The 16,405-nt window shown below is 56.0% G+C and carries 12 protein-coding genes; 3 read left to right on the top strand and 9 right to left on the bottom strand.

Annotated features, from left to right (window positions below):
* From gpt to LJE94_01435, 8 genes are all read right to left on the bottom strand, one after another.
* Positions 1–459: xanthine phosphoribosyltransferase (gene gpt / locus LJE94_01470; protein MCG6908775.1), on the bottom strand; the 459-nt coding region annotated here is incomplete at its 3' end.
* Complete coding sequence (gene recC, locus LJE94_01465) at positions 443–3,727, bottom strand: exodeoxyribonuclease V subunit gamma (GenBank protein ID MCG6908774.1); 3,285 nt, start codon at positions 3,725–3,727, stop codon at positions 443–445. The genes gpt and recC, both read right to left, overlap by 17 nt.
* Before the next feature lie 6 nt (positions 3,728–3,733).
* A complete protein-coding gene (elbB, locus tag LJE94_01460) occupies positions 3,734–4,399 on the bottom strand; it encodes an isoprenoid biosynthesis glyoxalase ElbB (protein ID MCG6908773.1) in 666 nt (221 codons plus the stop codon).
* A 101-nt stretch (positions 4,400–4,500) separates the two neighbouring features.
* Positions 4,501–4,884, bottom strand: a complete 384-nt coding sequence (locus LJE94_01455) for a PaaI family thioesterase (protein ID MCG6908772.1) — start codon at positions 4,882–4,884, stop codon at positions 4,501–4,503.
* A gap of 116 nt (positions 4,885–5,000) precedes the next feature.
* Positions 5,001–5,705, bottom strand: a complete 705-nt coding sequence (locus tag LJE94_01450; GenBank protein MCG6908771.1) for an FHA domain-containing protein — start codon at positions 5,703–5,705, stop codon at positions 5,001–5,003.
* Between the two features lie 27 nt (positions 5,706–5,732).
* Complete coding sequence (locus tag LJE94_01445; protein ID MCG6908770.1) at positions 5,733–6,545, bottom strand: protein phosphatase 2C domain-containing protein; 813 nt, start codon at positions 6,543–6,545, stop codon at positions 5,733–5,735.
* 59 nt (positions 6,546–6,604) lie between these two features.
* Positions 6,605–9,163 (bottom strand): serine/threonine-protein kinase, encoded by a 2,559-nt coding sequence (locus LJE94_01440; protein ID MCG6908769.1) that lies wholly within the window; start codon positions 9,161–9,163, stop codon positions 6,605–6,607.
* A gap of 13 nt (positions 9,164–9,176) precedes the next feature.
* Positions 9,177–11,441 carry an adenylate/guanylate cyclase domain-containing protein gene (locus LJE94_01435; protein MCG6908768.1) on the bottom strand — a complete coding sequence of 755 codons (2,265 nt, stop codon included), beginning with the start codon at positions 11,439–11,441 and terminating at the stop codon, positions 9,177–9,179.
* Between the two features lie 131 nt (positions 11,442–11,572).
* Between LJE94_01435 and LJE94_01430 the strand changes: the two genes are divergently transcribed.
* The 3 genes from LJE94_01430 (at position 11,573) to LJE94_01420 (ending at position 15,525) form a co-directional block, all read left to right on the top strand.
* Positions 11,573–12,688, top strand: coding sequence for an aminopeptidase P family protein (locus LJE94_01430; protein MCG6908767.1), 1,116 nt, complete (start codon positions 11,573–11,575; stop codon positions 12,686–12,688).
* A gap of 177 nt (positions 12,689–12,865) precedes the next feature.
* Entirely contained in the window at positions 12,866–13,768 is a 903-nt protein-coding gene (gene xerD, locus LJE94_01425) for a site-specific tyrosine recombinase XerD (protein ID MCG6908766.1), read from the top strand.
* Between the two features lie 119 nt (positions 13,769–13,887).
* Positions 13,888–15,525 (top strand): PfaD family polyunsaturated fatty acid/polyketide biosynthesis protein, encoded by a 1,638-nt coding sequence (locus LJE94_01420; GenBank protein ID MCG6908765.1) that lies wholly within the window; start codon positions 13,888–13,890, stop codon positions 15,523–15,525.
* A 242-nt stretch (positions 15,526–15,767) separates the two neighbouring features.
* On the opposite strand, the gene LJE94_01415 is transcribed toward LJE94_01420, so the two are convergent.
* Positions 15,768–16,370, bottom strand: coding sequence for a hypothetical protein (locus LJE94_01415; protein MCG6908764.1), 603 nt, complete (start codon positions 16,368–16,370; stop codon positions 15,768–15,770).
* Between the last annotated feature and the right edge of the window lie 35 nt (positions 16,371–16,405).

Genomic DNA, 16,405 nt, shown 5'->3' with positions numbered 1-16,405 from the left:
GAGGGGCTGCACGAACCGGGACTCAGAATCCCAGGGGAATAGAATCCAGGTGTCCTGACTGACCTCGGTGATAAACGTGTCCACGACCGGCCGGCCGGCGGGTTTGGCGTAAACCGTTGCGAAATGGGCTTTGGGCAGCATTTTTCTAGCGATATCAGCTGTTTTGCCGGTATCCACCAGATCGTCGATGAGCAGCCATCCTTCGCCGTCTCCAGGAGCCTCTTTGAGCACGGTGAGCCCGCCCTGGTCCTGCCAGCTGTAACTTGAGATGCAGACGGTATCCACCAGGTGGATATCCAGTTCGCGCGCGATAATCGCCGCGGGGACCAGTCCGCCCCTCGTAATGGCAACGATTCCCTGCCACTGCCGCATTTCCAGCAGCCGCCAGGCCAGCGCCTTGGCATCGCGGTGAAGCTGCTCCCATGATATGGGGTAGGTTTTGTTATACCGTTCGGACATTTACGTCCCTCGCAATACTTTTATGGGATATCTTGTGCAAGTGGGCAAGCAGCGGCTGGTAAACCGCCAGGGCCGCACGTTCGAAATCTGTGCCTAGGGGATCGCCCTCGTCAAAGTAATACCGGATATAGGGTTCATCTCCTTCTCCCCTTATGTTTGCATACGGGTTTCCGCGCATAACCCCGGCCGCCGCCCGAAGGGCTTCTCCCGGAGGCTTTGCCTGCACGATCCGTTGGTGTGCATAGGCGTAAGCGCTCTTGGGAAAAAACGCGAGAGGCAGCGAAAGTCCCTCCCAGTAAAGGCGCAGAAGATATGCCAGAAGCTCTCGGGTGTTGTCAACCGCACCGATGACGATGGTGGCATTTCTGCTCAGGTACGCACTGCGCCATTCCTTTTTTTCCGGTTCTGCGGCACACAGCAACAGATGGCGGATCCAGAAGCGCACGAGTTCCGCGGCGTTGAAGTTGGCAAACCGCACCAGAACCAGGCCGTTGCCGTAATCATCCGCAAGGGTGCCTGTGATACGAAAATTTTCCAGGTGCAGGTCAATGCCCCGCATCACGGGCTTTTCGCCGGAGGTCCATTCCCCCACCCTTCCCATCATTTCCCGCACCTCCGCAGCCAGACCGGCATAGTCGTGCTCCCCGACCTGCCCGGGCGGCAACACGCCTCTGGCCTTGAAAACCGCCTTGAGATCCGTCAGGGGCCGCCCCTTGTTGACCCAGTTTAAAGAATCCAGCCCCGCCCTGTACGCGCCCAGACCTTCCAGCCGAAAGTGTTCCCGGTCTTCGGCACTCTTGTCGTCCGGTTCGAGAAACAGCCCGATGCGCTTTTGCATGAAAAACTTGACCGGGTTGCTGAAAAACAGCCCCAACGTGTCGGCATCCATCGTTTTGAAGGTATCGCCGGGTACCGGCAATGAGGGGGGCGGCGGGACCTTGGGCATCGCTTCGGGACGGTGCGATGCCATAGCCGCGGCAAAGTTCTCCTGGGAGTAGCTGAACAGATCCGACGTCACCCTGAAATAGTCCTGGGAAAAGGCCTGGAGCGGGTGCTCCCGAACGATATTTTCGACCGCAACGCCGTACCCCGCGGTTAGATAGTCCATCAATTCACTCGCCAGCACCGATGGAGCCAACGGGGAATTGTCCTGAATGTCTCTCCCTATGAAGCTGATGTAAAGCTTTTTTCTGGCTGAAATCAGGGCTTCCAGAAAAAGATATTTGTCGTCGTTTCTGCGTGAACGGTCGCCACGCCTGGGGTGCGACGCCATCATGTCGAACCCGGGCTTGCCGCCCTCCCTCGGAAAGGCGTTTCCATGCATGCCTATGAGGCAGATGACCTTGAAAGGGATACTGCGCATGGGCAGCATGGCGCAAAAAGTGACGCTGCCGGACAAAAATCCCGAACCGAAGGGAACGTTCTGCATGGCATGCCGCAAAAGGTACACCAGGGCATCCAGGGCCAGAGCGCCATCGTACTTCGATATAAGCTGAACCCGTTTCAGATCGGCCACCAGTGCCTTCAACCGGAGCACCTCCTTCTCCGATGCCGCATCCGTCGAAAACATGCGGTCGATGATTTTGCCCGTGGTCGTCGCCCAACCCTCCAGCGTTTTTGGCTTTTTCAAATCCTCGATGACCGCCATGAGGCAGCTGACGTATTCCAGGAAATTTCCCAGAATGCGGGCACGGTCTCCTTCCATGTCGTCGAAGGGGAGTATGCCGTGGAACATCTGCCCGTCCCGTTCCGCCATGGCATAACCCAGCAAAAGGCGGTCGATGCCGCTTTTCCATGAATTTTCTTCGAAATACGGCAAACCGTGCGTCTGCCGATCGGCCCCATCCAGCCCCCAGCGGACGTTGAGATCCTGAACCCATTCACCGATCGTGGCCACGTCCTGTTCGCTCAGATTGAATGTATCGCGGATGATGTCGCGATCGAGAAAACCGGTGACCCTTTCAGCCTCCATTCGGCTGTCGGCCATGTCGAGAACGGCGAAAAAGGCATCGGACACCCTGTCCTGGTTGATGAACGACCGGTCGGCCAGACTGAAGGGAATCGTTGGTTCCCCGTCGATCGACCGTTCGAACACCGCCTGGATAAAAGGGGCGTACGCATCGATGTCCGGCGTCATCACCAGAATGTCCCGGGGGTGCAGTTGCGGGTCCAGGTGAAACATCTGCAGAAGATTGTCATGGAGGACTTCGATTTCGCGCATGATGCTGTGGCAGGCATGAATTTCGATGGAACCGTCAGCCCCCGCGACCGTCCGGTCGTTTGCAACCGTTTTCGGAGCATCCAGCATGTCCAGGATATCGGCCTGAACGCTTGTCAGCAGGCTGCTCCTTTCGGGTGGAAGGTATTCCTCTTTGATATCGCAGCCCAGCTCCGCGATCATGTTCAGAAAATCGCGGCCCTGGGTGCCCATGGATGCCAGCAGCGAGTTGCCTTTGTCGAGATGAAGGTAGGTGTCGGCACCGGTTTTGCGGGCGTACGTTTCCTTTATTCTCCTGATGTCACGATCGGTGACCACATCCCCCCAGTATTGCCGGCACGGGCTCAACAGGTACCAGTCGACCGGGATCGTATCGGCCAGGGCGGCCAGTATCTGCAGGTGGAAGGCGGGCAGATACGAAACGCCGAAAATGGAAACCCTCTCCGGTAGGTGTTCGACGGCGGACGGCCCATTGCGGAGCCTGGCGATGAGGCCGGTGTGCATGCTTATTCGGTGCATGTTTTCACAGCCCGACACGACCTCGCGCCACAGGTCGGCCTGCCAGGAGTGCCCGTTGGGCACCTCGTTACTTCCGTGTTCCCATTCCAGGACGATCTCCGGACGAAAGACCAAATACTGATCGTACAGGTGTGCTATTTCCCTGGACAGCTGCAGCAGTCTGATGTGGCGCGTGTCTCCTCCCAGGTAGCTTCGCAGGACGTCATATCCCTTGCGGTCCAGGCAATCGGGCAGTTTTTGCATGACCCGGAAGGTCAGGACAGCCGGTTCGAACGGATCTTCCAGAGGCGACGCGAGGGAAAGCTTTTCACACAACATTTTCAGGAATGCGTTGGGAAAAGGGAATGCCAGATTGGCGCTGATGCGATGTATTTGCGCCAGTTCCATGGCAATCCAACGCGCCATTCCCGGGCTCTGGGTTACGACAACCTCCGGCGAAAAAACGGAATCGAGGGGGCGTTCAATCTCCCGGGCGAGCGTTTGCAAAAGCACTTCCAGACGGTTGCTGCAGTGAATGGTCAGTCCGGGCATTTTCAATCATTTCTCGCCGATCATGCCCACCACTTCGTTCACCAGCTTTTCGATGCCTACGGCTATATCTTTGATGCCCGGTCCCAGCATGTACGCCGGGGTGGTGACCAGACGGTTATTTTGGTCGCGATGAATCATCTCCACCGTGCAGGCACGATGTTCGCCTCCCATTTCCTCGATGGCCAGGGCCGTGTCCGGGTCGTTGCCGATGGTGACACTCGGGTGATGGGATGCCAGCGCCTTGGTCAGTGTGGCGGGCGCTATGCACATGGCCCCGACCGGTTTTCCCGCGGTGACGACTGCAGATATGATCTCGGCCACCTCGGGCACGACGGCCGCCTGGGCGCCCTTGACGGCAAAGTCACTCAGATTTTTTGCGGCGCCGAATCCGCCGGGAATGATCAAGGCGTCCAAGGTTTCGGCCTTGACGTCTCCGACATCCACGATATTTCCCCGCGCAATCCGGGCGGACTCCACCAGCACGTTGCGACGCTCGCCGGTTTCCTCCTGGGTCAGATGATTGACGACGTGCATCTGCTCCATATCGGGAGCCATACAGATGGTTTCAACGCCGGCACGGTCGAGGTACAGAAGGGTCAGCACGGATTCGTGTATCTCTGAACCGTCGAACACACCGCAACCGGACAACAAAACACCCACTTTTTTCTTCACGCCCACTACCTCCTATGATTTTGGTCAGGGCAACTTCAATCTAAAACCGTATATTTTCTGTAGCGACGAAGTCGCGTTTCATAAAATCGTGACACGCGATTTTATTCCAGGACATGCTTTTCCAGCACAAAGCAGGTGAAGACACCTCGAAAAACTGTCTCGGTTTCACGCTTCACCATGACGTGCACCACATGCTTTTTGCCTTTCACATCTTCAACGGATGCTTCGGCGACAACCCTTTCTTCGATGGCCACCGGCTTTAAAAAAGTCACATCGGCTCCACCCAGGACGACATTGGGGTCATTGACAGCCAGCATGGCGGCATAGTCGGCCAGGCCGAAGATGAATCCGCCGTGCACCAGGCCGGCCGCATCGGCGGTCATCTCCTCGGTAAGGGCCATTTCCACACGGGCATAACGGGTGTCTATCGCAACGGGTGTGCCGCAGAGCCTACGGTCGATGGCTAGGTGCGTGTTGATATCCAAGATGTACTCCTTAAAGCAATCACGCCGTCGTTCACCGGTGGCGCTCCGCGAACGTCAGCGTGATGTTGCAGTCGGTTCCCCTCTCGCTTTGGTTCTTGTCATTTCGATAGGGGCATTCACGACTTGAATACGAACTGGGCTTTTAAGGATCCGATTTCGATCGTGTCAAACTCCTTGAGCAGCACCGACTCCCTGACGACCTCGTTGTTCACCTTCGGTTTGGCCATGCCGCCGACGTAGCTGAGGTAGTAGCCCTTGGGACGTTTGCTTATGGTGGCGGCCGTCTTTCCCGTCATCAGTCCGCCGACGATGATGTCTGAAGAGTTGTCTTTTCCGATTTTGACAAGCTTTTTCTTGATTTCGTACTCTTTTAGATCTCCGGAAAGAAAAGAAAGCACACCGTTGGATTCGCTTTGCCGCAGCTGTCCGGCAGCGTTGGAGGAACTTTTGGACAACATATCCCTGTACTTGTCGGTGTCCATCACCATGGTCTTGTCCATGGAGCCGGAGGCGGAGCTTCTTTCCTCCCCATCTTCGAAAATGAACAGCAGCGTATGTTTGCCTATATTGATCGTATCACCGTGGCCCAGCCAGTGCGACGCGACGAGTTGTCCGTTTACGAACGTCCCGTTTTTGCTTTTGAGATCGGTGAGCAGATACCCCTTGTCGATGGAGTCGATCTTGGCATGGAAGCCGGAAACGGCGAGGTTTTCGATAACGATGTTGTTAGCGTCCCTGCGTCCGATGGTCAGATTGCCGCCCTCCTGCAGCCTGTAGTCATTGATTTTGGTGTCTTTGAATTTGAGTGTCAGCACCGGCATGATGGAGTCCTCTTTACGGTTATCTGGTTATCTGAAAATTTTTGACAGGAATCGAAAAAAACCACCCGGTCTTATATTGGTTTTCTTGACCTTAAGCACAATTACCGTAATGTTGTCTCTCCCGCCTCTTTCGTTGGCCAGGTCTACGAGCGTACGGCAGGCATTTTCCGGTTTTTCCCTTTTCACCACGTCGTGGATCTCTTCCTTTTCGATCGCTTCCGTCAGGCCGTCGGAGCCGATGACCAGAATGTCGCCTTGGAAACACTGGATTTCGGAAATATCTGCTTTTACGTTTTCGTCCACGCCGATGGCACGCGTCAGCATGTGTCTGAACTCGTCCGCCAGTTGATCGGCTCCCTGAGGGTCCATGGCGGCCTGTTCCGCAAGCACCGTATGCTGAACGGAGAGCATTTCGATGCTCCCGTCGTGAACAAGGTAGATGGGACTGTCTCCCACATTGGCGGCGATCAGCGTATTCTCCGTAAAATACACCGATGATACGGTCGACCCCATACCGCGGTAGTCTTCTTTCTCCTGGGCTGTATGATAAACACTTTTGTTGGCCAGATAAATGCCCGCCAGCAGCCGGTTGGCTTCTTTGGACAGCGACTCGTCCTGGTCTTCGAGTTCTTCTACATCACCCTCGCCGCTTTCGAAGCGTTTGATGTAGTCCCACAGGGTTTCAACAACGATGCCACTGGCGATCTCCCCGGCCTGGTGACCACCCATGCCGTCGGCAACCACATAGAGTTGCTGGTTATCATCCAGAAACAAAGCGTCTTCGTTGTTTTTTCGATACCTTCCGATGTCTGTCAGACCGGCCGATTCAATGACGTACATATAAGTCCTGTTAGATGCTAGTTAGCCCGTGTTTAGGGTATAATAAAACCGCTCCCTGGTCAAGGTCCGGCAGGGTGGGACCGCGCTTTTTGCCGAGCCGTCACCTGGTCGATTTTGTTACCTAACTGCCGCAGATGTGAACACATACGGGCCGCCGTCTGGTACCGCTTTTCCCTGTCCTTGGCCAGCGCCTTGTCCAGAATCAGCACCAGCGGTTTTACGATCTTGGGGTTGACCTTCCTCGGGTCCGGATGAGGTGCATTCATGATCTTGTGCATCAACGCAGCCGGGTTGTCGGCGTAGAACGGGAGGGTAGCCGTCAACAGCTGGTACATCATGACCCCCAGCGAAAAAATATCTGATCTTCCGTCGACCTTCTTGCCGGAAAACTGTTCCGGCGACATGTAATACGGCGTGCCCTTGACCACACCCGTCCGGGTCTGTGATGTGGCCGTGATTCTGGCGATGCCGAAGTCGGTGATTTTGACCATGCCGTTCTTGAGCAGCATTACGTTGGCCGGTTTGATGTCCCGGTGGACGATACCACGTTTATGGGCATAGTCGAGGCCGTCGGCGATGTCGGCGACGTAAGAGATAACCTTGCGCATGGGAAGCAGGTTGTCCCTCTTGATGTATTTTTGCAAATCCTCCCCTTCCAGGTATTCCATGGCAATGTAGGCCAGATCCTGTTCATCGCCGGCGTCGTAAATGGTGACGATATTCGGATGCGAAAGCGTCCCTGCACTTTCGGCCTCCCTGAAAAACTTCTCCTTCAGCTCAGCTATCTCGCTCTCTTGGAAATCATCGGTGAAGCGAAAGGTCTTTATAGCCGTGGTCCTGTTGATGCGCGGGTCTTTGCCAAGATACACTATGCCCATGGCTCCCTTGCCCAGTTGCTTCTCGACTTCATAACGGCCCAGGGTTGGCTTTATTTCGCTTCCGGTATCGAGCATGTCGCGTTCGCCGCTGCCGGCAAGAAATCGGTCGCCGAACATCATGGTTTCGCTGGCCTGCATGAGCTTCATTTTTCTTCCGACGACATCCTTGAAATGCTTGTCGGCTCCTTCAATGTATTCATACACGGAAGCAGCTTTGTTGAACTGGCGTTTTCTTTCGTAGTCCAGTCCAAGATTGTAGAGGATATCCTTCATTTCATCGTTTACCGGTACCCGTCGGAACTTGTCGAAAGCCATGTCGAGCATTCCCTGGCTTTGAAAACTCAACCCGAGCATGCGGTTGGTTTCGGCAGACTCGCCTTCCACTTTCTCCTTGGATGCCTCTGTGGCAAAATAACCCAGGCTGACCACCCCGATATAACCGATGATGATCTCGAGCAGTGGATACACGGACGGCACCCACATGCCCCTGGCGACAAACAGGTAGATGTCGCCCAACATAAAAATGAGCAGAATCGCGATAAAAACAGACCCGGCAACAACGGCTTTCATGCGAGGCAGAATAACGGCGATGACGATTCCCAGCAGCACAATAAGCAGCAGCTCGAGCATATCGGACCACAGCGGCTTTTGGACGAACTGCTTGTTGAGCATGGCCCATATGGTCTGGGCGGTGAACTCGCCAACAGGCATGGTCGGGTCTGTCGGGGTGCTCAGCGGATTCATGATACCGGCCGCCGAGGGGCTCACCAACACGAGCTTGTCTTTGAAGACGGTGGTTGGAATTTTGTCGTCGATGACGTCAACGTAAGAGAAGCGTTTGAACGAACCCCGGGGGCCCTTGAAACTGACCAGCAGCTCCGAATAGAACGTGGTGGGAATCTCCACCAGGGAGCCCAGGTTCACGGACGTGCCCAAATCGGCGTTCACTTCCTCCAATCCGACATTCAGATAATAGGCGGCGAGTCTCAGGGTGTAAGAAGGAAAATACAATCCGCCGAACTCGTAAACCAGGCGTTCCTTTCGGGCGGTGCCGTCCATGTCGTAGGACAGGTTGAAATGTCCGATACCGGCCGCGGCCTCTAAAAACGGGTCGATCGGTAGCACGATGTCGTCGCCGCGCGGCACCGGGACACCCTGCTCTCTATGGACATTCTGAATGGAGGCGGACATGATCGGATCGCCGGGTTCAACGGTTTCCTCCCTGGTGACCGCGGCCTCCTTGAAGAAAAACGGCAGGATCACATTTCCCGAAGCGGCCATGGCCGCGGTGAGCATTTTGTCATGGTCCAGCCTCGCCTTGGCTTCCCCTATGGCCCCGAGCAGGCGGGCATTGGCAGTTCCCTCCTCCTTTTCCGGCTTCCCTTCAAGCATCTCTTCGAGTTTAACCAACTCCTCGAGACCGGGGCTGGTCTCCGGCTCTGTCAGAAGCAAATTAAGCCCGATAACTTTCGGATGGCCGGCATTGATTCTTTCGACACCTTTGGCAATCAGGGAGCGTGGCCAGGGCCACCTGCCGAGTTTCTCTATGGAGGCGTCGTCGATATCGACCATGACGATGTTGCTGGGACTGTCGGCCTGCCCCCTGAATTTCATCATGATGTCGTAAACCTTCAGATCCAGAACATCTATGAACGGCAGCCGCACGAACCAGAAAATCAGAAACAGAGCCGTAAGGCCCAAGCCGAAAAACAGCGCGGGATGTCTTTTAACTATGCCCATGTTCGATTACCTGTTATTTCGTTTTCATGGTGTAGGAACCGTTCCAGCCGGCCGCAGGCGGATTTTGGCGGTATTCCCTGCAGCGTCCGGCCATGGTCATACTGGGGCCGTCATCGGGGCTAATTTCCAGGGCGGCCTGGAAACACGCGAGGGCGTCATCCCACCGCATCTGCCGGTAGTTTTGGAGCCCGGCCGCGTAGTGTTGGATCGTGCCCCGTATTTTTTCATCCGTCTCTTCGGGAAAACCAAGAAGCTGGTAGACCACGACGGGTTCCTTCTTGCCCACAACGTTGATGGCGTCAATTTCGCGGCCGACCACCCGGTCGCCGGCCCGCTTGAACGTTTGTTCACAGACCAGGGAGTAGATGCCGTAAACCTTGTTCACCCCTTCGAGCCGGGCGGCGGTGTTGACCGTGTCTCCCATCATGGTGTAGTCCATTCGATTTCTGGAACCCATGTTCCCGACAACGGCGGGCCCGGTGCACAACCCTATCCGCATTTTCAGTTCCGGACGCCCTTCGCTCTTCCATTTCAGACGCAGTTCATGCAGGCGTTTCTGCATATGGACACAGGTTATTGCCGCCGTTTCCGCCTGGTTTCCCAGCTCGTTGGGCGCTCCGAAGAAGGCAATGATGGCGTCTCCTTCGAACTTGTCCACGGTGCCTTCATGCTGCAGGATGATGTCCGTCATTTCGGTCAGGAACTCGTTCAGCAGCTCCACCAACTCGGCCGGCGTCAATTTTTCGGAAATGCTCGTGAACCCTTGGACATCCGAGAAAAATGCCGTGATATCCCGCTCCTCCCCCCCCAATTCCAGGGTCTCGGGCGAATCGATGAGCTTCTTGACGACCGTCGGAGCCAGATAGGTGGAAAAGGCATTGCGGATAAAGCGTTTTTGCCGTGATTCCACCAGGTATTTGTAGGCCGTGATGCCGATGTACACCGCCAATATGACCATCAGGGGATAGACCATGTTGAGGATCCATCCGCGGGCGTTGAAGATATAACGGCAGAAATACATGTGTCCGAAAAAGAGCAGGCCGGCCGTTGCAATGCCCGGGAACACGCTTACCCTGGGCAGGACGAAGCCGAGGATTGCGCCGGCAAGCACGATCACCGCGATGTCGAAGACGCCCGCCCAGGCGGGTTGAAAAAGGAAGTCTCTCGAAAGCACGCTGTCAACGATATTGGCATGGATTTCTACCCCCGGGAAAACACTCGAAAACGGGGTCACACGCATGTCGTAGATACCCACGGCCGTGGCGCCCACCATGACGATTTTGCCACTGAAAACATCCGCCGGGACCTCTCCGTTCAGGATGTCGGTGATCGATATGTGCCGGAAGGTTTTGGCGTCGCCCCGGTAGTTGATCATGATGCGCCCCAGTTCATCCGTCGGAATAGCGTATGGGCCGATTTCGACCTTTTCGACGCCGTAATCCGCCACCATCAGCCGAGGGCGCTCGCCGAGAAGAGCGCTCACCGTCATCAGCGAAAGCGGGGCATACGTCTCGTCCCGGTAGCTGATGACGGCCGGTATCCAGCGCACGACCCCGTCGATATCCGGAAACATGTTGAAATAACCGCTGTACTCGGTGGTCGATGCGATGGAAGGAATATTCCCGTTGGCAACCATGGCTTTAAAAAGAGGCGCCTGCATCGCCGATCCGCTGAGGTAACGCGTAATGCCGTAACGGGAGCTGCGAATACTGTGTGCCTCCTCTCGCGCCAGCGCCTCGTCTTCGTCTCCGCTGTGTTCTTTTTCCATCTGAAAAAAGTAACCCAGCACGACCTTGGCTTTGGATCCAAGGATGGCGTCGGCCAGCAGTCGGTCGTTGTCGGAGCTCTTTTTCAGTTTTTCCAGATATGCCTTGTTGTCGGCATCCAGATTCGTCAGGTTGCGTTCGATCCCGGCAATGGTGCTCACCACACTTTTTTCATCGGGCTCGGACATCACGAGGTCCAGGGCGATTACCTCGGCGCCGGCATCGGACAACTTCGTTACGAGGTCGGCGATTTTCGACCGCGGCCAGACCCATTTCCCCTCACGGTCGACGCTTTTTTCATCTATGACCGCTAAAACGACCTTGGAATTTTGAGAAACGTTTTTCCTCCCGGCAAACCGCAGGTCTACGGTTTTCAACTCCACGAGTTCCAGGAAAGGTATTTCGATCAGATAGAGCAGGATGCCGAGAGCGATAAGAATGACGGTGAGCGTAACCGGATTGAGCCTGAAGATTTTTTTCAGCAGGTTGAGCATCAAGGGTTCCTGTTGCATCTTTCCAGTGACGAAGGCATCCCGCACCGGCCCTCTGTGCGGAAATTTGAAATTGAATTCGGCATTTATATTAGCTATAAGAATGTTAAAAAGTCAACACCAGTATCGGTACGGTATCAAGGAGGTTCGGGGTGCATACACTCATGCAGACAAGAAGGGAGGCTTTGAGAAAGAAGCTGGCCCAAAAAGCGTTGGGTAGTTTGATGGTGTCGGTAGCGGAAAACCGTCGCTACCTGAGTGGTTTTACCGGTGAAGACGGCCAGTTCGACGAATCGGCCGGTTTCCTGTTCGTCACTGCTGACGATGCGTTGCTGGCGACGGACTCGCGCTATCTCCTGCAGGCTGAAAAGGAAGCCGGCGACTGCACGATTTTCTGCTACAGAGAGAGCCCGGCCAAAGCGCTGGCCGAAATTGCCGCAAAGCTGAAAATCCGGAAGATGGGATTCGAAAGCCGCCGGGTTTCCTTCAAACAGTTCGATGAGTTCCGGCGGGCCCTGGAAAAGGCGCATAGCCTCGTGGAACTGACGCCCACCGAAAACATCGTGGAAGAACTCCGGGTGGTCAAACAGCAGGTCGAAATCGAAGCCACCCGCAAGGCGCTTGCCGTTGCCGAATCCGCTTTCATGGAAACCATTTCACTGTTGCGGCCGGGCATGACGGAAAAAGAGGTCGCCTGGCTGTTGGAAAAAAGCATGCGCCAAGCCGGTGCCGACAGCCTCTCTTTCCCGACGATCGTTGCGGCAGGCCCCAACAGCGCCCTGCCCCATGCGGTCCCCACCGATCGTGCCATACAGGTCGGCGAGCCGATCCTGTTCGACTGGGGCGCCCGCGTAGACGGCTACTGCTCCGACACATCCAGGACCCTGATTTTAGGCGCCGCCTCCGACGAATTCCGCCGGGTTTTCGATACCGTCAGACAGGCCCAACAGATGGCCATTCAGGCGATCCGCGCCGGTGCCAGCACCAAGCAGGTAGACAGCGTCGCACGCGACTACATCGAAAAAAATGGTTTCAAAGGAAAGTTCGGCCACGCCCTGGGGCATGGAACCGGATTGGCCATCCATGAAGGCCCCCGTTTGAGCCCGTTGAGGGACTCGGCTCTGGATGAATGCGCACTGGTCACTGTGGAGCCGGGCATTTATGTGCCGGGATGGGGCGGCGTCCGTCTTGAAAACCAGGTAGTCGTCCGAAAAAAAGAGGCTGAAGTGTTGAACCGCCTGGATTTGGAAATCGAGCTTTCCTCGTGACCCGATCGAAGGGCGACCGTCAACGGAGAAAGAACTTTCTTTGGCCTTAGCTCGGACTGGGTTTGAGTGATCGACGATGCCGGATTCCGGCATCATCCGACTTTAATCGTGTATTGAAATCCTGGTCCTATGGGCCAAGGCATCTACTATTATTTCATTCGATTGGAAAAGGTTGTCATGCCACCTTCTCTCGACCAACTCGTCGACCGCTATTTCAATTATATCCTCGTCGAAAAAGGCCTGGCCGAAAAAACCATCGAATCCTACAGCCGGGACATGGCCAGGTTTTTGTCATATCTGAAAAGTGAAGCGAAAGTCGACACCATAGCCGCCGTCGACACGGCGGTAGTCCTGCAATACCTCATACACCTGCGGGCTTCCGGTCTGGGAACCGGTTCGCGGGCACGGCACCTGGTCACCATCAGGGGATTTTTCAGGTTTCTGAGACAGGAGAAAATAATTGAAAGCAACCCTACCCAGGTGGTGGAACTTCCCAAACGGGGGCAGAAACTGCCGGATGTATTGTCCTTGCGCGAGGTCGAATCCCTCCTGAGCGCGCCCGACAGGGAAAGACCTGTCGGGATCCGGGACGCGGCCATGATCGAGCTCATGTACGCCGCCGGGTTGAGGGTTTCGGAACTGACCGGCCTGAAACTCCAGGATGTCAACCTCGAAGCGGGATTCACCCGCGTCTTCGGAAAAGGTTCAAAGGAGCGCGTCGTGCCTTTCGGCCGTTATGCAGGCGAAAGTCTCCGGCGCTACACGGAACATGCCCGGCCCGTGCTTTTGAAGACATACAGCAGTGCGTACCTCTTTGTCGCCAGAGCCGGCAGGCCCATGACCCGTCAAGGGTTCTGGAAGCTTTTGAAAAAATATGCACTTAAGGCGGGCATTGCCAAAAACATCACCCCGCACACGCTGCGCCACTCCTTCGCCAGTCACCTGTTAGAAGGGGGCGCCGATCTCAGGGTCGTACAGGTTATGCTGGGCCATGTTGACATTTCGACGACACAGATATATACGCACGTTGCCCGCAGCCATCTAAAAAAGATGCATGCAAGATTTCACCCCAGAGGATAAACGCCATGCATCTGTCCTGCAGGGCGTTTATCCTTGAAAGGCATCTTGCCGTTGGCTTAACGTTGGAAAACCTCGAACCGTAATGTTTAATAGCTAAGGATAAGGTCTCTATATTTTACATGGGTCATCACACCATATTGGGATACTGGGATGGCGGCGACATCAGGCCGGAGCCCTATGAAAAGATCATTGCCGCAGCCCTTCAGGAGGTCCGTGAGCCGGTCTATCTGATCGAGCAGAACGGCGGTATCCACATCGCGCACCACGGCAATGTTCATCTTTCACCCCTGGAACGGCCTGAAACGGCACAGCCGCTAGTGGCCGTCGTCCCTCCCCTGACGCCGGAATCTCTGGGGGATCCCGATCTCAAAGCGGCCCTGGGGGTGCGCTACGCCTACGTTGTCGGCGCCATGGCCAATGCCATCACATCGGTGGATATGGTGGAAGCGGCCGGACGCGCAGGCGCGATCGGTTTCTTCGGCGCCGCAGGCCTCGACGTTACCGCCATCGAACAGGCTGCCGTCGAGCTCAAACGCCGCGGGGAAAACATGCCCTACGGCTTCAACCTCATCCACAGCCCCGGGGACCCGGAACTCGAATTCAAGACGGTGGAACTCTATCTGGACCACGGCATAAAACTGATCAGTGCATCCGCTTATATGGATTTGACGCCGCCACTCGTGTACTACCGTTTAAAAGGCATCCACCGTGACCCTTCCGGCACCGTCGTCTGCCCCAACCGTATCGTGGGGAAAATATCCCGTGAAGAGGTCGCCCGAAGATTCTTCTCGCCTCCGCCGGTAAAAATAGTAGACCGCCTGGTGGAGCAGGGGCTTATTTCCAGAACGGAAGCGGATCTGTCGCCTTTCGTGCCCATGGCCGACATCGTTACGGCCGAGGCCGACTCCGGTGGGCACACCGACAATCGCCCGGCCTTGACGCTCCTGCCGACCATTCTTGCGCTGCGCAATCAGATGGCCGATAAGCACGGGTTCACAACGCCCCTGCATGTGGGCCTCGGCGGCGGCATCGCCACACCCAGTGCCGCGGCGGCCGCCTTTTCCATGGGGGCGGCCTATGTGCTGACCGGCAGCATCAATCAGGCCTGTGTCGAGGCGGGTACATCGGACACGGTCAGAAAAATGCTGGCCGAAGCCGGTCAGGCGGATGTCGCCATGGCTCCCGCGGCGGACATGTTTGAAATGGGTGTCAAGGTCCAGGTGTTGAAAAGAGGTACCATGTTTCCCCTGAAGGCGGCAAAACTGTATGACCTATATACACGCCACCCCAATTATGCATCGATTCCTGAAAAGGAACGCATGGCTCTGGAACGTGATTACTTCCGATGCTCCTTCGACGAGCAATGGCGCCGGACCCGTCGCTTTTTCGAGACCCGCGATCCGTCCCAGATTGAAAAAGCGGCCGCCGATCCCCGGCACAAAATGGCGCTCGTGTTCCGATCGTATCTGGGCCAGTCGTCGAATTGGGCCAACAGCGGTGAGCCGACGCGTCAAATGGACTATCAGGTATGGTGCGGCCCCTCCATCGGGGCCTTCAACGCCTGGACGAAAGGGACCCTTCTCGAACGAACGGACAACCGCCATACCGCGGAAGTCGCCATGAATCTCATGCTGGGGGCCGCCACACTCCTTCGGGCGAGCCAGCTGACGATGCAGGGGGTCGCCCTGCCGCGACATGCGCTGGACTACCCGCCCAAACCCCTGTCTGAGATTCGCAAACTGATGGGCACCACGTAAGGCCCAACGTGGGTCGACGGGTTCATTGAGTTCATTGGGTTAGCGGGTTCCTCGGGTTGCTTGCCTTTGCCGGTATCATATCTGCTCAACAGAAATATAAAAAACAGAGAAAAAAATCTTGTAACAAATCGGCGCCGACGGCAGCGCAGGCCCCTTCGAGGGGTTTTCCTCATACTGGAAGGCTCTGCCTGAGGCCGCTGATTCAGCAAACCCATTTGACAGGTTGTGTTGGCATTGCAGCCTCACGCCGGGGCAGTACCCAGCAACTTGTTTACGAAGCGGTTCCTCAACTGGCTCGCATACAATATGCGCCCGTCTATTTTTTCAAGGGTTTCTCCTGCATCGCCGGGCACCGCTCCCGATGCGGACGGTATCACCTCTTCACGATAGGTTTCCCTGCGGACACGGGGCCCGCCCTTTTCAAAGCCTTCGTCGGCCAGACACGTCCTTTGGACGTAAAAAAAGCCGCTGTCGGTTTGAGCCTGATGTAGGTCCTTAGGAGCGCGTCTGTATATGGTGACCGCCGTGTCTTTGGGCCATGGATGGGATGAATTTGCTTGCGACCCATTTCCGGAGCGGTCGACCAGGGGTCCCTGTTTTTCGAACCAGCCGGCCAAATCCGCAGCGATCTTTTTGGCCTCCGGTATCGAAAAATGCATATCCGCCACGAGGTGTCCGCCGAGAAACACGATAAACGCCTGATCGATACTGTATTGACGCGCATAACCAGAGCGCAGGCCACCCAGGGGGTCCGGCGGTAAAAATTCACGCGACCAGCGTTTCCACTTGGTCAAACGGATCCCAAGCCGTTCGCTGATATCCCGGTTTGAATAAAAGGTTACCATTTTTCAGCCAACCGCCATGCAGTTCAAGGGGTGTA

The organism is Deltaproteobacteria bacterium, from assembly GCA_022340465.1.
In the GTDB taxonomy this organism is placed as follows: domain Bacteria; phylum Desulfobacterota; class Desulfobacteria; order Desulfobacterales; family B30-G6; genus JAJDNW01.
This window is presented reverse-complemented; position numbering and strand designations above follow the sequence as displayed.